At 41.8% G+C, this 17,995-nt stretch carries 12 protein-coding genes, 2 pseudogenes and 1 other annotated feature; of the genes and pseudogenes, 11 read left to right on the forward strand and 3 right to left on the reverse strand.

What is annotated here, in order from left to right:
- The first annotated feature begins 328 nt into the window (after positions 1–328).
- From ACFVVF_RS03395 to ACFVVF_RS03420, 6 genes and pseudogenes are all read left to right on the forward strand, one after another.
- Positions 329–805, forward strand: a pseudogene (locus ACFVVF_RS03395) (DinB family protein).
- A gap of 185 nt (positions 806–990) precedes the next feature.
- The gene (locus ACFVVF_RS03400; RefSeq protein ID WP_387805386.1) at positions 991–2,046 is read left to right on the forward strand and encodes a serine hydrolase domain-containing protein; all 1,056 of its coding nucleotides are present in this window, start codon (positions 991–993) and stop codon (positions 2,044–2,046) included.
- 477 nt (positions 2,047–2,523) lie between these two features.
- Positions 2,524–2,754: a hypothetical protein gene (locus ACFVVF_RS03405; RefSeq protein ID WP_387805388.1), complete on the forward strand. Its 231-nt coding sequence runs from the start codon at positions 2,524–2,526 to the stop codon at positions 2,752–2,754.
- Positions 2,755–2,893: 139 nt separating this feature from the next.
- Entirely contained in the window at positions 2,894–4,843 is a 1,950-nt protein-coding gene (locus ACFVVF_RS03410) for a putative thiazole-containing bacteriocin maturation protein (protein ID WP_387805390.1), read from the forward strand.
- Positions 4,840–6,777 (forward strand): TOMM precursor leader peptide-binding protein, encoded by a 1,938-nt coding sequence (locus tag ACFVVF_RS03415; protein ID WP_387805392.1) that lies wholly within the window; start codon positions 4,840–4,842, stop codon positions 6,775–6,777. Before ACFVVF_RS03410 ends, ACFVVF_RS03415 begins: the two co-directional genes overlap by 4 nt.
- A gap of 57 nt (positions 6,778–6,834) precedes the next feature.
- Entirely contained in the window at positions 6,835–8,427 is a 1,593-nt protein-coding gene (locus ACFVVF_RS03420; protein WP_387805394.1) for a SagB family peptide dehydrogenase, read from the forward strand.
- Between the two features lie 67 nt (positions 8,428–8,494).
- On the opposite strand, the gene ACFVVF_RS03425 is transcribed toward ACFVVF_RS03420, so the two are convergent.
- The gene (locus ACFVVF_RS03425; RefSeq protein WP_387805395.1) at positions 8,495–8,977 is read right to left on the reverse strand and encodes a hypothetical protein; all 483 of its coding nucleotides are present in this window, start codon (positions 8,975–8,977) and stop codon (positions 8,495–8,497) included.
- Between the two features lie 471 nt (positions 8,978–9,448).
- Here ACFVVF_RS03425 and ACFVVF_RS03430 point away from each other — a divergent pair, with 471 nt between their 5' ends.
- Together ACFVVF_RS03430 and ACFVVF_RS03435 are read left to right on the forward strand one after the other, a co-directional pair.
- Complete coding sequence (locus ACFVVF_RS03430) at positions 9,449–10,462, forward strand: phosphotransferase (protein ID WP_387805397.1); 1,014 nt, start codon at positions 9,449–9,451, stop codon at positions 10,460–10,462.
- Between the two features lie 143 nt (positions 10,463–10,605).
- Positions 10,606–12,690: a catalase gene (locus ACFVVF_RS03435; RefSeq protein ID WP_387805399.1), complete on the forward strand. Its 2,085-nt coding sequence runs from the start codon at positions 10,606–10,608 to the stop codon at positions 12,688–12,690.
- Between the two features lie 43 nt (positions 12,691–12,733).
- Here ACFVVF_RS03435 and ACFVVF_RS03440 read toward each other — a convergent pair.
- Positions 12,734–12,997 (reverse strand): annotated as a pseudogene (locus ACFVVF_RS03440) (cupin domain-containing protein); the annotation flags it as partial.
- Between the two features lie 687 nt (positions 12,998–13,684).
- Positions 13,685–14,416, reverse strand: a complete 732-nt coding sequence (locus ACFVVF_RS03445) for an aminotransferase class I/II-fold pyridoxal phosphate-dependent enzyme (protein WP_387805401.1) — start codon at positions 14,414–14,416, stop codon at positions 13,685–13,687.
- Between the two features lie 158 nt (positions 14,417–14,574).
- On the opposite strand from ACFVVF_RS03445, the gene ACFVVF_RS03450 reads away from it, so the two are divergent.
- From ACFVVF_RS03450 to ACFVVF_RS03460, 3 genes are all read left to right on the forward strand, one after another.
- Positions 14,575–15,210, forward strand: a complete 636-nt coding sequence (locus ACFVVF_RS03450; RefSeq protein ID WP_387805403.1) for a class I SAM-dependent methyltransferase — start codon at positions 14,575–14,577, stop codon at positions 15,208–15,210.
- A 127-nt stretch (positions 15,211–15,337) separates the two neighbouring features.
- Positions 15,338–15,581: a binding site (T-box leader), on the forward strand.
- Positions 15,582–15,694: 113 nt separating this feature from the next.
- Positions 15,695–17,554, forward strand: coding sequence for an alanine--tRNA ligase (locus ACFVVF_RS03455; protein ID WP_387805405.1), 1,860 nt, complete (start codon positions 15,695–15,697; stop codon positions 17,552–17,554).
- Positions 17,555–17,709: 155 nt separating this feature from the next.
- Positions 17,710–17,982, forward strand: coding sequence for a hypothetical protein (locus ACFVVF_RS03460; RefSeq protein WP_387805407.1), 273 nt, complete (start codon positions 17,710–17,712; stop codon positions 17,980–17,982).
- Positions 17,983–17,995: the final 13 nt, after the last annotated feature.

The raw sequence follows: 17,995 nt of genomic DNA on the forward strand, positions 1-17,995 counted from the left end.
GTAAATATCATTACATTCTGCTCAGTTGGATATGTAATCTATATAGGATACTTTGTTTTTTTTGATAAACCAGTTACATCGGCAGACATTACTAAACTATATTCAAAAATGGTATATGCTTATGTAACATTAGTTGTTATTTTAATATTGAGAGCTATTCTTATGAAGAATAGAATTCTAAAATATTGAGAGCATTATGCAGCTTACTGGACGGGCAGGATGCTTCCAATATGGTTTGCATCACGAGACGGGAGGGAACTCTGTGGAAAAATCCTATCTAATTTCAGATGTTGATGGGTTCACGCCTCATATCAGTAGATTAGTCTCAATGATGAATTATGCGAGACACACTACCATCGAAAGTATTTCTGGTCTAGATAGCGAGCAATTAGATTACTTATATGATTCGGAAAGTAATACAATTGGTGCATTATTGTTTCATATTGCTTCTGTTGAGTTTGCATATAGAGTATGGACAGCAGAAGAAAGGGATTTAACACCTGCTGAGTATGAATTCTGGGAACCAGGTATCAAGCTGGGAAACACAGCTAGAGAGCTGATACATGGAAAAAGTTTAGAGTACTATATAGATTTACTCAATAAAGTACGATCAGACACAATCGCAGCATTAAGAGCAAAGGATGATGATTGGTTAAATATTCAACGGCCTTTTAATCAACAGCCCTCAAACAATTACTTTCGATAATTTCACGTTTTTGAAGATGAAATAAATCATCGCGGACAAATCAGATGGATTATTAAAAGGATTAAGCTGTCTGATAATAACAGAGAAGTTATTGATTAAATATCTCTGAGAAGAGGTCAGCGGCGACGCTGTCCTTTTTGTTTGGGAACATTAAGCCAACAGGGCAGGATAATTGAGAGTTGGTAACGAATACATAATTTTCATTTCCAAAAATAGGTTGATTAAAATGATTCATCTTTAGAGTAATGATTGAATCATAAAAATATAAGGGAGTACCTTTTACTATGAAGGATTTACAAAGCTTTGTTTCAGATTACACGAAAGATAAGAAACATTTACAGCTTGTTATCGGGATTATTAGGGAGGGAGATATTGAATACTTTTCGTTCTGTAATGATAAAAAGAAAAGTATGATCCCACCTGAAAATAGGTTGTTTGAAATCTGCTCCATAACCAAGGTTTTTACATCAATACTTTTATTAGCAATGGAACAGGAAAAACTGATATCCTCGGATGACACTGTTGGCAAGTACGTTCAAAACGTTAAAAACGATTATTTGAATAAGATTAGCTTGAAAAGTCTTGCTACACACACCTCAGGATTACCTGTGTTGGCAGCAAATCATATTTTATCTAAAAATAGATCGAATCCTTATTCCATTTATACTGAGGAAGATTTAATTGCTTTTTTATCTGATGCTGACTACACGGATCGCATTGATTCATTTGAATATTCCAATATCGGTATGGGCTTACTGGGAAACATTCTATGTAAGGTGTCGGGAAATACATATGACGAACTGTTAAAAAAATATATAACGAGCCCATTAAAAATGAATGAGACAGCCGTTATGCTTGATTCAGAACAAAATGGCAGGTTCTTGAATGGACATGCTTCAACTGGTAAAAGAGTCCCTCATTGGGATCTTTCTATCTATGAAGGAGCTGGGGGGATTAAGTCATCTGTTAGCGATTTGAGTTTATTTGTCCAAGCCAATCTAAATGATGATAATCCGATAGCTTCTACACTTCAAAAAAGTCATCTCCCAATATGGATCGGAAATTCAAACCGTTATTTTGGCTGGCATGAGGATAAGCTTCTAGATAAATCTATCGTCTGGCATAATGGAGCTTCATCTGGTTTTAATAGTTATCTAGCTTGGAATAAGGAACTTAGTTTAGGGATTGTATTACTATCAAATTATTCTTTTTTCTCGAATTCTCTTATAGATTATTATTTTGCTCAATTAAGAAAATTGATTACTAGAAAAGAGCCTACTCAAGGAACTATGATAGACTCTATAGGTAAGAAAATAATGGAAGTAATCATGCAGAGATAAATGTTATTAAAGCAACGGAAACCGGTAGTTGAATGTACACCGCGGCAGCCAGTGTTCAACCAGGATAAAGTTGAATGTGGAATTCCGAGACATATTCCAAAACAACCTAAACACAACAAACAAGGAGCAAGATCGCCGTGGATCTTGCTCCTTGTTGTACATGAGGGATATACAACGATAGCCGTATAAACTGCGGCTTTATTTTTTTGTATAAAATTCACCCAGTGTCAATTCTATTTTAAGCAAGTGTAGGTAAATGGACTAGTAACACTAGCGGAGCTTTTTTCATACGTATATGTCATGAACGATTATCAGCATATGACCAGTTTGGGATGTTCTCATTTGTATTTCTTATTTTGTCGGTGCTGATGATCATCACATGAACATATAACGGAGGCTTACTAAAAATGAATGAATTTAAGAACGATCTTCAAAATTTGAATACGGATGCGTTTAAAGCGAGCGGCATGACGCCGAATGCGGGTCAAGGTCAAGTGGATCCTAAGAATGCTCGTCTATGTATTGGCTTTTGCATCGGCGTATGCATCGGATTTTGTTCATGCGGAGGTTGTGGCGGCTGTGGCGGTTGTGGTGGCTGTGCTAGATGTGCAGGCTGTGGCGGATGCGCACGCTGCGGAGGTTGCGCCCGTTGCGGAGGCTGTGCGCGTTGTCGTTAAAAGGTACCTATTGAATATAATAAAAGGTTAAGACACCTCTGCAAACGCTTTTGGGCTGCGGGGGTGTCTTTCTATCCATGTGCGGGTATGACGGACAAGTAGCCTTACATACCTTTAAATAGGAAGCCCTGTTACGAATGGTTTGATTTCATAATAAGGAGGAATAATACTTGAATCCTACTACACGCCTTAAAGTGAGAGGCGATACTTTTTTTCTTCCCAGCTCGGACGGAAGCGTCTATTTCCGCAACAATATCGGTTCATTCCGGATGGAAGGCAGCACAATCGCTCAATGGATTGAAAAGTTAATACCTGTATTTAATGGTGAACATACGATGCATGATTTAACGGATGGATTGCCGGAACAATACCGTGATCATATTTATGAGATTGCTAAAGTATTGCATGCGAACGGTTATGTCCAAGATGTAAGTCAAGATCGTCCGCATCAGCTGCAGGAAAGCATCGTTAAGAAATATGATGCTCAAATTGAGTTTTTGGACAGCTTTGACGGGTCAGGTGCATACCGATTTCAATTGTATCGTCAGTCCAGCGTGCTCGTTGTTGGAACTGGCACTTTTTTAGTTTCACTTGTCAAATCATTATTTGAGTCTGGCTTGCCGCAATTCCACTATTTAAGCTTGAATTCGGAACCCGAGAATCGAACACGGATTTTGGAGCTGGAGCAGCATTATCGTAAATTTGATTCAGAGGTCAAGTTGGACGAGATCAGTTTGTCGAATAATGCAGGAATGGATTGGCCTTCAATTGTAGAGCCTTATGAAGCTGTACTATTCGTCTCTAATCAAGACAGAGAACAGGAGTTGAGATTACTTAATGAAATTTGCCGGCAAAAAAACAAGGTTCTGCTGCTGGCTGTTATTTTTGAGCAAGCTGGCCTAGCGGTTCCATTGTCTTATTCTAATTCGGAAGATGATCTGGAATCAGCATGGCGCAGAGTTCATCATTCTGCGATTTATAAGGATACGGAGGTTCATACGGCTTCATCCGTTGCGGAAGCGCTGCTCGCTAATATCATCGTCTTCGAATGGTTGAAAACAGCAGCAGAAGTAACAAAGCTTGAGGAAAATAATAAACTGTTTCTGCTGAATTTAGAGACGTTGGAAGGAAACTGGCATTCGTATCTTCCCCATCCATTAGTTAATGGTCACCGATTCATCGAGAGGATTGAAGATGCCCGGCTACAGGCGGGAACGGGTATAGAGAAACGAGCTTCAAGTGAATTGCTGCCTTTCTTCAGTCAGCTAACATCAACGGAGACAGGCATCTTTCATATCTGGGAGGAAGGGACGCTCGGACAGCTTCCGCTTTCGCAGTGCTGTGTTCAGCCTGTTGACCCGCTCTCAGTTGGCCCTGCGCATCTGCTTCCTGAAATTATATGTAATGGTTATAAGCATGAAGAGGCACGAAGAGAAGCGGGTCTTAAGGGAATCGAAGCTTACGTGTCGCGTATTGCAAATTTTCAAATCAAGCAGGTCTATGAAGAAAGCGGAATTTCAGACGTTCCAAGATTCGATGAGATTGCTCATGCAGGTGCTGGTGAGACGATGGAGGAGGGCGTTTGCCGCGCTTTGCAAAAGTATTTAATGAATGCACGGATAAAGTTGTATGAAGCTCAAACTCCGTCGATTTCGCTGGTGAAACTAAGTCATGTAGACGATGAACGATGCCGTTATTATATTAATGCCCTAACTACGATGCAAGGGGCACTATCGTTTGGACTGGGTGAGGATGTATTAGGTTTTCCTATTGTATGGTTACATGCAAATCACCGATGGTATGATGCCGCTGATCTTAATGTAACGCGGGCTCTTCGGAGCGTATTAATGAGTGCCTTATTTGATGCTCAGAATAAGACTAATCTAATGGCAGTAAGAGCGCATCATAGTGCAATACATGTAAAAGAATCTATTACGGACTCTATTTCGATACCCGCTTGTGATCCATTCGAGCATCGAGAGGTTTTGCAGATGGCTATGCAGCAATTGAATCACATTCACAAGCGTTTGCTCGTATTTGACTTAACACCAGAACCTTTTTTGAGAGAGGGACTGGCAGGCGTGTACGGCGTCTCGCTTCGAGAGGTGGTTGAGGAATGAGCGCTATTGTGGCGATTGTTGGCGTAGGTCAGCTTGCGGACTATGTAAACGATATATTATCTGCAAGTTATCAGCTTGTGAGAGTAAATGAACTGGCTTCCGAGTTACCAGAAACGACTGAACTTGCGCTCGTGCTTAGCGATGGCAACGATGCATCCTCTCATCTTATCGCAGAGAACGTTTTCAAGAAATCCGGTATTTCGTGGCTGCGCGGGTTTGTAGCATTTGGTGAAGGCGTTATTGGTCCGCTTGTCGTTCATAGGCAGGCGGGCTGTTCACAATGCGCTGATTTGCGGCTTTTAATGGCTGGAAATGATCGGAAGGACATGTGGGAGCTGCAGCAGTTCATGCATGGAGAAGTTTTCCCTGATAGTTGGTCTTCTCGCAGCGGACTCTTGCATATGGCTCATCATATTGCAGCAGAAGTCCACAACTTTCTTATCCGTCATACGGCTCAGCTTGAAAATCATATTAAGCTCATTCACCTGCAAACACTCAACAGCTCGGTTCATTTCTTTTTACCAGATCCGCAGTGTACCGTGTGCGGGGAAATACCGGATGACACGGCTATAGCTGCACGAATAAAGCTGCAATCCAGTCCGAAAATCAGTGAAAGTAGCTTCCGCACTCGTTCAATGGTTGAGTTGAAGGCGGTTCTTTCCCATGATTATCTGGACAATCGCAGCGGACTTTTGAACGGAAAGATGATTGACCTTATGTCACCATTTGCCGACGCCAGCATCATTTTACCGATGTTCTCAGGGGATGAAGGCTGCGCAGGGCGTACACATTCTTTTGCAGACAGTGAAATGACAGCGATATTGGAAGGACTGGAACGTCATTGCGGCATATCACCGCGAGGAAAAAAGACAACGGTTCATGACAGTTTCGATCGTTTAACAGACATTGCGCTGGACCCCTCTCGAGTAGGAACACATGATAAGATGCAGTATGAGCGACTTGATTTTCCGTTTCAACCCTTTGATCCAAGCAGGAAAATGGATTGGGTGTGGGGGTATTCGTTCTTGCAGGAGAAGCCGATTCTTGTGCCAGAACTGCTCGCTTATTACAGCTCCGGCTGCGGTCACGGCTTTGTCTATGAAACCTCAAATGGATGCGCTTTAGGAGGAAGCTTGGAGGAAGCTATATTTTACGGCATATTGGAGGTTGTAGAACGGGATTCTTTCCTAATGACGTGGTATGCGAAGCTGCCGCTCGTACCTTTAGATCCCTATTCCTCGGGTGATCTTGAAATGAATTTAATGGTAGAGCGGCTGCGCGATGTCGTCGGTTATGATGTGCATTTGTTCAATTCGACAATGGAGAACGGCATTCCAAGCGTATGGGCGCTTGCCAAAAACAGAACAAATCAAGGCATAAATATGATTTGCGCCGCAGGGGCGCATCTTGATCCCGTAAGGGCTGCAAAAGGTGCAATACATGAGATAGCGGGCATGCTGCTTGGATTTAACGAAAAATTAGAGGCGAACCGTGGGGAATATCTGCAAATGCTGGATGATCCTTTTCTCGTTAGGCAAATGGAAGACCATTCCATGCTGTACGGCTTGAAGGAAGCAGAAGAACGTCTGAATTTCCTGCTTGATAATGATCGTCCGGTCCTTTCATTTAAAGAAGCTTTTAAACTACGGGCGCAGCATGCGGATTTAACTGATGACTTGAACATGTTGATCAATACGTTCAGCAATCTTGATCTGGAGGTCATTGTTGTTAATCAGTCAACGCCAGAGACACTAAGAAATGGTCTTCATTGTGTGAAGGTGCTCATTCCCGGCATGCTTCCTATGACGTTCGGCCAACACCTTGTCCGCTTGACTGGCTTAGAGCGGGTGCTGCGAATACCGGCAGAACTGGGCTATGTGAAGGAGCAGCTAAAGCAAGAAGAACTAAATAGCCATCCGCATCCGTTTCCATAAGCAGTTTCTTCTCATAAACGTTAATATTCCTAGCATTGGGACTTAGGAGGAGGAGAAATGAGTTTGAAGGAATTTTTGTACCACTTGCAATACGAGCCGGACAAAACGAAACCGCAAGATGTGGAGGTGGATTGGGAGAACGCACCACTGCCGTATAAGTTATATCGTCATTTGCCTGTATTTCCTCTTGCTTCCGATGTCCCACTAGAATTAACGGGGAAGCAAGAACAAGGACACGGACAAGAAAAACCAACCCTTCGGGATATCGGGTATTTTCTTTGGAACACCTTTGGTCTGGCACAGCTTAGTCAATCTGTTATTGAGCAATATACGGGGGAGAAATGGGAAAGCCCCTTGCATCTTTGCAGACGATTCGTTCCTTCAGGTGGAGGTCTTTATCCGAGCGAATTGTATTTGTATTTGAAGCTGGAGGAATTGCCTTGCGGTATATATCATTATGATGTGGCTCATCATCGTTTGATTTTATTGCGTGAAGGCCAAATTGATTCCTATGTGAGCAAGGCCTTAGGCAATCGCTGCGATATAACCAGCTGTTTCGCAGTTGGTTTTGTCTCGACTGTATTTTGGAAAAACTTTTTCAAATACAATAATTTTTCGTATCGTTTACAGGGGCTGGATGCAGGTTTGTTATTGGGCCAGTTGTGTGAGGTTGCCAAACGCTTTCACTTTGAAGCAGGGGTGTACTTTCAGTTTCTTGACCGTGCCCTCAACCATTTGCTTGGATTTTCTGAAGCGGAGGAAAGTGTATATGCTGTAATTCCGCTTGCAGCAGATTCAAGCATTGAATGGTTCCACCAAGACACAAACAATAAAAATCGGATTTCATCAGCAGAGTTATGTAGTGAGCTTCCAATCATTAAGCACGATCACTATATGCGTTCAGGAAAAGTAACGGACTATCCAATGCTGACCCAGTTAAATGAAGCATCCATAATGAATTCCACCTTTTCATTTAAACAGCTTGGAAGGGAGCAAAGGGCAGTCCCTCAAACCGATGTTCATATGTTGCCTCAAGTGAATCGATTGACATATGATTTAGCAGAGTCGTGCAGGCAGCGTTACTCGCCAGAAATTGAGTTTGTATTAGGATCAGTGAGTCAGTCGGATTTAGTGGCACTATTGCAAGAGGTTATGCTATCCTACCGCTATCGAAACGATCTGGATGGATCGACCGAGAGTCCAATGTCTCGAGTAAAATTATTTGGCTGCTTTTATGGCGTTGAAGGCATTCGTGATGGTGCCTATCTGTATAATGAAATAGCGCATACGTTGCAGCTTATCAGGGCCGGTGATCAACGGTCAAGGCTTCAGAATGGGATGTCGTTGGATAACGTGAACTTATTCCAGGTGCCGCTGATTTTTCATGTGGCGGGTGATCAGAGACATCTTAACGCCGAGCTTGGTTATCGCGGCTATCGGATTCAGCAAATGGAAGCGGGAATGTTGGTTCAGCGCTTACTGCTCGCAGCTAGTGCATCTGGAATGGGAGGACGTCCGCTGCTAGGATTTGACGTTAGTTCCGTGAATGAACTTTATGGATTAACTCCGCTCGGACAAACGAGCTTGATTCAAATCCCGGTCGGCCCATGTCGGAGTCGTTCACGGTTTGAGGGAAGTTTGTCACAATAATTGCTTTTGCAATAAAAGGCAGATTGAATGTCATGACCATTCAATCTGCCTTTTATAATTTGCAGCCTTAAGGCTGGTGAACTGCTGCCTTCTTCTGGAACTCATCGGTTTGTTGGCATGTGACAGGGTAATACAGGTGATGATGCACATGCATCGTGGGATAGATCCAAGCATGATGGTAATCTAATGTTTCGAGCTCCCATCCATCGTGATGATAATCGTGGAGCATGTGGTCATCCCACATTTCATGCATCATGGGATGGTAGTCATGCATCATATGATGATAGCCATCCATCATGGGATGGTAGTGATGCATATGGTGGTAGTCGTACATGTAAGGAAAGTGATGCATCTGACTAAAATCAACTTCGTAATGGTGATTAGGGAGAACAGGCTGTTCATTACCGCCTTGAGGTCCCCAATTGGTCTGATTCGAGCTTGATTGTATCGTTTGAGGTCCCCAATGTGCCTGGTTTGGACTTGATTTCATTTGTTGGTAATACTCGGGCTGAACAGCAGATTGTTGCATATAAGGCTGATTGCTTATCATGGTGCGCCTCCTTTTAATTATACACTACAATATGCTTTGAACGAAAAAAGGGCACTTATCCCTGTAAAATGGGCTACAACCATAATAAAGCTTAATTTATAATAAAGTATCTTAGAGCAGCTTGGCCAGCAGAGTGTACATGGATCGGGATTTCTCGTGCACCTACTATCGCTGGAAAAGCCACCTATAGGAGCAAGTACAAGGAAGATTTTTGAACTCTACATGCAGCTTGAGACTTGGGGTTCGGTACCTCGTTATTCATTTATATATCTGCAGGTACAGGAGAATGATCTCAAATAGTAGTAAAGAAGAGAGTCGAGTCGCTCGATTATTAAAAAAAACAGTAAGACCGAAGCAACGCTTGGCGGTCTTACTGTTTTTTTGTTTGCAAACAATATAGATGACTCTATAATTAAGCTGACAGGAATGATTGGAACAATATGGATGATTTCTAAAAAAGGGAGATAGCAAATGAGTGCTACTCAATACAATCTACAATTTAACAAGTTATGTACTGTTCTGCAACTTGGCGAAATTATCGGTGTTCCCGAGGTGATATCAGGTGGCTTTTTACACAGAATGTATAGGATTGAAACGGATTTAGGGAAGTACGCAATAAAAGCATTAAATCCTCAAATAATGATTAGACCTAAAGCGTTGCAAAATTACATCAATTCAGAAAGAATTGCCGGTATTGCAGCTGATAATGTACCTGCTCTGCCAGCTAAACAATTTAATGGCGATTCTCTGCAAAAAATAGACGATCAATACTTCCTTGTGTTTGATTGGATAGAAGGCAGAAGCCTGAAGCCGAATGAAATTAATAAAACTCATTGTGAGAAAATCGGGGAAATTGTTGCAGGTATCCATATGACAAATTTTTCGGAGCTAGGCATTCATAATAATGGTTCAAGTCATTTACAATTGACGGATTGGAATCAATATGTGCAACAAGGACAAAAACAGAATGCAGTGTGGGTTAACTTACTGCGCGAAAATATGGATCAGCTGAATGAATGGAATTTTCAAGCAAATCATGCTTCGGAGCTGCTTTTAGCGAATATGGTTATTAGCCACAGGGATATGGATTCTAAAAATGTAATGTGGCATCAAGATAGTCCTGTTATTATTGATTGGGAAGCAGCTGGCTATATAAATCCGATGCAAGACTTGACTGACACTGCTATTTACTGGTCTGAAAATGAGACGGGTGATATGGACAAAGAAAGATTTTTAGCTGTTATAGGCGGCTATAAAAAGAAATGCGAAACAATTCATGCAAACTGGAAAGTGGTCTTAGAGAATGGCTTTCTGGGTAAATTAGGATGGTTAGAATATAGCTTGAAACGTTCCTTATGGATCGAATGTTCCGATGAAAATGAACAGAAAATGGGTACTGAGCAAGCTGTGGGAACAATACATGCCATTATTAATTATGCAGATAAGATTTCAGAGTTAGAAACATGGCTAATTGATGAGACTTAAGTTTACTTTACAATTGGAGGCTGCTGGCGTGAGTGACTAGCAGTCTGCCAAGGCCGGTTAAATTCATGCTTCTGTCCAAATATGGATAAATTTGAGTGCGATTGCGGATCATATGCCTATTCTTGAAGTAGGAGGAGTCCGATGTGAACGATGAAGAAAACGTAAAACAAAAGCAGTTGGATACTTATCGTGTTACGGATAAAGGTGAGGCTCTAACAACAAATCAAGGATTGAGAGTGGAGGATGACGAACACTCTCTTAAAGTTAGTCCCCGAGGGCCAACCATCATGGAGGATTTTCATTTTCGGGAGAAAATGACTCACTTCGATCATGAACGTATACCTGAACGTGTCGTACATGCGAGAGGCTTCGGCGCGCATGGAGAATTTGAATTATACGAATCGCTCGTTGCGTACACAAAAGCGAAATTTTTAACCGATACGTCGATACGGACGCCTTTGTTTGTTCGATTCTCCACCGTGGCAGGCTCAAGGGGCTCAAGTGATACTGTACGAGACGTACGAGGTTTTGCGGTTAAGTTCTATACAGAAGAAGGAAACTATGATCTCGTCGGAAACAATATACCAGTGTTCTTTATACAGGATGCGGTGAAGTTTCCCGACTTTATACATGCGGTTAAACCTGAACCGCCAAACGAAATTCCACAAGCTTCATCAGCACATGATACGTTTTGGGATTTCGTAAGTATGAATACTGAATCTGCTCATATGATCATGTGGGTCATGTCAGGACGTGCGCTTCCTCGTAGTTTTCGCATGATGGAAGGGTTCGGCGTTCATACGTTCCGATTCATTAATGAGCAAGGCAAGTCACATTTTGTAAAGTTCCATTGGAAACCGAAGCTAGGTGTACACTCCCTGGTATGGGATGAGACGCAAAAGGTAGCTGGCAAAGACCCAGACTTTAATCGCCGCGATCTGTGGGATGCGATCGAACAGGGGAACTACCCTGAATTCGAGCTAGGCGTTCAAATCTTGAGCGAGGAAGATGAATTTAACTTCGACTTTGATATACTGGATGCCACGAAATTATGGCCAGAAGAAATTGTACCGGTGCGAATTGTTGGGAAAATGACACTCAATCGGAACACGGATAATTTCTTCGCAGAGACTGAACAGGTCGCCTTCCATGTCGGCCATCTTGTACCGGGCATCGATTTTACGAATGATCCATTACTCCAAGGAAGACTTTTTTCTTATACCGACACGCAGCTACTTCGCCTCGGCGGGCCGAATTTTCCGGAGATTCCCATTAACCGTCCAATCGCTCCAGTACATAACAATCAAAGGGACGGCATGCATCGGATGACTATCAATCAGGGGCAGACGAGCTATCATAAAAACAGCTTGGCCAACAATGCGCCTGCGCCAGTACCATCAAGTGAAGGTGGTTATCGCCATTACGAGGAGAAGGTGGAAGGTAGGAAAATCAAGGCTAGAAGCAATAGCTTTGAAGATCATTTTAGCCAAGCCTCCATGTTCTGGCATAGCATGTCTCCGATCGAGCAAAGTCAGATCGTTGACGCATTCCGGTTCGAGTTAGGTAAAGTCATGTCTAAAGAAATCAGGCAGCGTGTAGTGGATGTGTTCAGCCAGGTGGCAGAGGATCTTGCAGTGGGGATAGCCGAAGGGATCGGAGCAACGCCTACCAAGGGCGTCGCTGTGTCGCCGGCCGCAATATCTCCTGCGCTTAGTATGATGACTAAGGCGAAGTCACCGGCTACACGTAAGGTGGCAGTGATGCTCGGAACGGGATATCAGACGGCAACGGCACAAGCACTGCTCAAAGAGTTGACCGCATCGAAAATAACAGCGGAGATTGTGAGCAATACAATTGCACCAGTAAAAGGTGATGACGGTACGCTTATCGAACCACAGCAATCGTTACTTACGGCTGCTTCCGTGTTATATGATGCCGTTTATGTTTCCGGGGGAGCTCAAGGTGTGGACGAGCTGCTTAGCGACGTGACATCAGCGGGTTTTGTTCGTGAAGCGTTTCAGCATTACAAGACGATTGCCGCAGTAGGCGACGGTGTTCGTCTGCTTATATCCGCAGGCGCCGTAGAAGATGCAGAAGTGAGAGATACACGGATGAATGGCGTTTTGATCGCCAAAGAAGAAAGTACAGACTTCTTTAAGTCATTTATTGATGCAATTGCCCAGCATCGGCATTGGGATCGATTGCTTCAACCATCTCCGATAAAGTAGTGTGAATCCAAGAAGCCCGCACCACTAGGTGTGGGCCTCCTCATTATTCTGCTTCTTGAGCGCTTGGTTTCACTTCTTGAACAGTTCCGAACGGATGGTGAGGCGGGGCATAAATCACATAAACTTTAAGAGGAACATTGCCTGCATTGGTCACATTGTGCCATTTTCCAGCTGGTACTACAATTGCATAATTCTCATAAGCCATAGCTTGAAAATCTAAATGATCTTTGCTGTCGCCCATTTGAACAAGCCCTTGACCTTGTTCAATCCGTATAAATTGGTCAGTTGTCGGATGTACTTCCAGGCCATTTATCGTATGCAGCTGCCTAGAGTAGGTAACAATTAAATTCAACCGGTTGTCTAGGGCTGCTTTTCTACAGAATCATTTAATTTATCCTGATAAAAATCAAAATACAGATTATCATTCATAGCAGTCACTCTAAAATAATATTCTAAACAAATGAAAAGTGTCGGGTGACAAGAACATATTAACATTGTAAGTCGCATAAATTGCGGTTTTTTTGCTTTATGTTATCAAGTTCTTGTCAAAATGAAATGACAAGAACTTGATCTAATTTCCGATGAGTGACAAGAACTTTGTAACAATCCCGACGGAGTTAAATAGATCGACCTTGTGATCCTTCGATAGCTGCTACAAAGGCATCTAGGTAAAGAACAAACTGTGGCCAGGAAGCTATGTCCAGCCGAAACGATTCGTTTCCAAGGAAGATTTTTGAACTCTACAGGCAGCTTGAGACAATAGAAGGATAAAAACAAAGCGCGAACGACCCTTACTCCGGTTGTTCGCGCTTTGTTTTTATTTTCAGCTGCGCCTATGTGTTGATGACTAGCAGTAAGGGTCTAGCTGTAAAATAAACTCCGTACCAGCTTCTGATTGAACCGAATCGTAAACCTCCTTAACAATTTCAAGTCCCTTGGCAAGCTCGCTTACACTTTCTGAAGAGCTAGTTGCAATTCTAACTGCTTGGATGCCCTAGTTATCTCCAGCAGAAAACCTTTCTGAACCGTATAAGTTCACTCCTTTTCCTGTGCAGATAAATTCAAATACTTTACCGGAACACCCTTCGGGGAGAGGGAGCCATTGAAAATGCGAAAACATTTTGATGGGCGCGACCATATCTCCAAAATAATCAGCAAAAAGCTTGTTTCTTTCTTTTGCTGCTTGTTTTTTCTGTAGTATTAACTCATTGCTAATACCAAGTCTAATGATTTCAGTGGCGATTTCCAAATTAAGTGCCGGCGTTTTCAGATTAATGTTATATATCGCATTTTCGATCACTTGCCTATATCTTTCTGGAAAGCGCATGTATGCAATTCGAAGTCCGGCACTTATTGCTTTAGAAATCCCATTTATATATACGGACTGTTCGGGAACTAGCATGGCCATCGGTTTAATCTTTTCTTCAGCAAGAAACGCATATGCATCGTCCTCAATCAAGATTAGCCCATACCTTGTTATAAGTCTGCTTATATCGATTCTTCTCTTAAGATTCATTGAAATATTCGTCGGGTTTGCTACAGATGGCATCAGATAGATTCCATTTATTTTATTGTTCCTGCATATGCTGTCTAGCTCTGAAGGAATCATGCCATGCTCGTCATTTCGAAGGGTGATTAGCTGAATATTGAGCATGTTTGCAAGACTTATAAAATTGGGATAGGTGAAGGTATCGGTCACAAATAGTTGTTTAATATTGTTGCACACTGATTTTCCTAAGTATTATAATGAAAACATGAGCAATCGTTCATATAATGTTTAGGGGGAATACGTTTGAAAATCCATTTAGAAAAGGACAGGCGAACGCAGGAGCTGGAAGTTATTTGTGGTACTACATGTGAAATAAAAATTCATTCGGTGATATTATGAACAATCGCTGGAACAGAGTTATCTATAAGCTTTGGGCTCCTTTGTACGATCGGTTTTTCAATTCAGGTGCCTTTGCCCAGGCGCGGGTAACCGTATTGTCCGGACTTGATTTAAGGCCAGATCAGCGTGTATTGCTGGTTGGAGCCGGAACGGGTGCGGATTTACCTCTACTCTCAGGTTACGGTCTATCGATCACTGCCACTGACCTTTCTCCGGAAATGCTGGCTGAAGCCCGTTCTAAAGTCATGGAAGGCGAGAGGGTCACATTTTTAGAGATGGACGCGCAAAATCTTGATTTTGAAGACGAAGCCTTCGATGTGGTCATTGCAAACCTGATCATATCGGTAGTACCGGATCCGGTACGGTGCATGCAAGAAATCGTTCGTGTAACAGGAGAGGGTGGAAAAATTGTTATTTTTGATAAATTCGCAGCTAATGGCGGTTTATCTCTGTTTATGAAAGCACTCCGTCCATTGGCATCAGTACTTGGAACGGATATTGGCCGGGATTTTAACCTTCTTTTTCTTCCACATCAGGAGCGCTTGCACCTTACCGAGGAGCGACCACTTCTGATGCGCGGGATGTATCGTAAAATTGTACTCAGGAAAGCAAAAGGCCGTCAGAGCTGTTAGCTCAACATTCTGCTGGCGGCAGTCGGTGGAAGCAAGGAAGGTTGTTTCGTTAAAGGCACCGCTAACAAAACAGTGGAATTAATTGACAGAGCAAGTTAAGTGTGATAGCATTGCTTTAATTTAAAACGAAAAGGCTATGATGAGAAATAGTAACTATTAAGGATCTCTCAGAGAGAAGATGGTTGGTGCGAATCTTCATTGATCTAATAGTGAAGCAGTCTCGGAGCTGTGAACCGAACAGAGGAATCTTAGTAGGCTTCAACGGAGTTCCACCGTTATTCAGGAAACAATATCGGAGAAATCCCGTATTGATAGAGTGCAGAGAAATCTGAAATTAGGTGGTAACACGGACATAATAGTTCGCCCTAAGTTGACAAGAAATACGTCAGCTTAGGGCTTTTTTATTTTATTTCTTATCGTTTGAATATTTGCAAAATTAACAATTTACCAATAATAAATAATAATTTAAATGGAGGTATTGAGCATGGTGAAAATGACACCAGATGAGTTAAGAAAATCATATATTGATTTTATGAAAGGAATAGGGGCTAGCCAAGTGCCCTCTTCTAGCTTGTTACCAGAAAATGATCCCTCAACGTTGTTTACAGGAAGCGGAATGCAACCTATGGTTCCCTATTTATTGGGGGAAAAGCATCCGATAGGTAATGATATTGCTAATATTCAGAAGTGTTTAAGGACAGTGGATATTGACGAAGTAGGTGATACGTCGCATCTGACATTTTTTGAAATGATAGGCCGATGGGAGTTTAAAGCAGATGAAAATAACTATAAGAAAAAGCAAATCGATGCCATTTGGAATTGGCATATTATCGAATTAGGAATTGATCCTGGCAGGCTGTATATCAGTGCTTTTGTAGGAAGTGATGATTTGAATATACAGAAAGATACGGAAGCCATTCAAATCTGGTCAGAAAAATTTAAATCCGTTGATATAGAACCTATCATTGAAGATGATCCCTATCAATATGGAGCATCTAGAGGTGGGAGAATATTTTTATACGATGAAAAAGAAAATTGGTGGAGTCGGGCCGGGAGTCCATTGGATATGCCTATTGGTGAACCGGGTGGGCCTGATAGTGAAATGTTCTATGATCTTGAGCCAGGCGGTGATGCACTGGATCATCCTGCTTCTGTGAGCGAAAGGTTTTTAGAAATTGGGAACAACGTATTTATGTGTTACAAAAAAGAAGACACAGGATTTGTAAAAATGCAAAATCCGAATATTGATTATGGAGGCGGATTAGAAAGGGTTGCAACAGCCCTTAATGGCGACAAGGATATTTATAATACGGCTTTCTTCCTTAATCCCAAGAAAAAATTGATGGAGTTAAGTGGTAAACAATATACTGACGATTTAAAGTCGTTTAGAATCATACTCGATCATGTGAGAGCGGCTACTTTTCTAATTAATGATGGTGCTGAGCCAGCTAATAGTGATGCAGGATATATAACAAGAAGGTTATTAAGAAGGGCGATTCGTGCAGGTAAAAAAATTGGTATACAAGGAAGTTTTGTGGGTGAGTTGTCTGAGGTTTATATAGATGAAGCAACAGCTTATGAAGATTTGATCAGTAACAAAAAGAAAGTTATCGAAATAGTAAATAAGGAAGAAAATCTTTTCTATAGAACTTTACAGCAAGGAGAATTTGAAATACAAAAACATCTTAAGAATAAGGGGAAAGTTACAGGTGCAGATGCCTTTTATTTTTACGAAACATATGGGTTTCCCTTGGAGTTGACGGAAGAGTTTCTAACTGAAAGTGGATACAGCATGGAGGACAAGGCGTCTTATATAGAGGCGGCCAAGAAACATGCTGACAAGAGCAGAACTGCTTCTGCGGGTAAATTTAAAGGCGGATTAGCTGAACATTCAACAGAAACAACAGCGCTGCACACGGTATCTCATTTATTACTTGCTGGTTTAAGGGAAGTTTTAGGTGATCACGTTCATCAACAAGGAAGTAATATTACTTCAGAACGATTACGGTTTGACTTCAACCATGATGAAAAACTTACACCAGAGCAAATAGCTGAGGTGGAAAAGTATGTGAATGATGCGATTTCATCAAAAGCAGTTACCTATATTTCAGAACTGCCTAAAATTGAAGCGAAAGAAAGTAATGTTGAAGGGAATTTTTGGGATAAATATCCGGATATCGTTAAGGTGTATACAATCAAAGATAATGAAGGGAAAGTTTGGAGTCGAGAAGTATGTGGAGGACCTCATGTGGAAGACACAACAAACTTAGGAAAGTTCAGTATTAAGAAAGAACAATCTTCTGCTGCTGGAGTTAGAAGGATTAAAGGAGTAATTAATAAATAATTCCAGTACTCGGAACAATAGCTGATGTTTTAGGATTGCTATCGCTTGGGCTTACCGTTGGAGGTACCGCAGAATTCAAAGAATAAAGCAATTCTGAATTAATCCGTTGAAGCAGTAATCATCTTTAGAGAAGGTAACGGAAGGAGTTCAAACTTGTGACAACAACTATTTACGTAAAAACAAGTTCTTATGATTTCTGGTGGGGCGTCTATGGCATGGAATCTCTAACAGGATGGGAAGATATCGTGCTGTATAAAGATAACAAGCAGAGGAATAAGCTGATTGCAATTTGTGTTAGCACGAAAAATTACTTTCGAAACGCGGTCGAGGAGTTAAAGGATGATCCTGATGAGGCGGACTTCGTTCAGAAAATACAAGCTTTCCTTGACGGAGATAAGGTCTTCTATCACTACTATTATGATCGTTAAGGAGACGAGGATC

It is taken from the genome of Paenibacillus sp. NPDC058174 (assembly GCF_042883865.1).
In the GTDB taxonomy this organism is placed as follows: domain Bacteria; phylum Bacillota; class Bacilli; order Paenibacillales; family Paenibacillaceae; genus Pristimantibacillus.

What these genes read in the sequence shown, in the direction of transcription:
- ACFVVF_RS03400 (WP_387805386.1), top strand. Translation starts at nt 991, where the DNA reads ATGAAGGATTTACAAAGCTTTGTTTCAGATTACACGAAAGATAAGAAA.
- ACFVVF_RS03405 (WP_387805388.1), top strand. Translation starts at nt 2,524, where the DNA reads ATGCGGGTCAAGGTCAAGTGGATCCTAAGAATGCTCGTCTATGTATTG.
- ACFVVF_RS03415 (WP_387805392.1), top strand. Translation starts at nt 4,840, where the DNA reads ATGAGCGCTATTGTGGCGATTGTTGGCGTAGGTCAGCTTGCGGACTAT.
- ACFVVF_RS03420 (WP_387805394.1), top strand. Translation starts at nt 6,835, where the DNA reads ATGAGTTTGAAGGAATTTTTGTACCACTTGCAATACGAGCCGGACAAA.
- ACFVVF_RS03425 (WP_387805395.1), bottom strand. Translation starts at nt 8,977, where the DNA reads ATGATAAGCAATCAGCCTTATATGCAACAATCTGCTGTTCAGCCCGAG.
- ACFVVF_RS03430 (WP_387805397.1), top strand. Translation starts at nt 9,449, where the DNA reads ATGAGTGCTACTCAATACAATCTACAATTTAACAAGTTATGTACTGTT.
- ACFVVF_RS03450 (WP_387805403.1), top strand. Translation starts at nt 14,575, where the DNA reads ATGAACAATCGCTGGAACAGAGTTATCTATAAGCTTTGGGCTCCTTTG.
- ACFVVF_RS03455 (WP_387805405.1), top strand. Translation starts at nt 15,695, where the DNA reads ATGGTGAAAATGACACCAGATGAGTTAAGAAAATCATATATTGATTTT.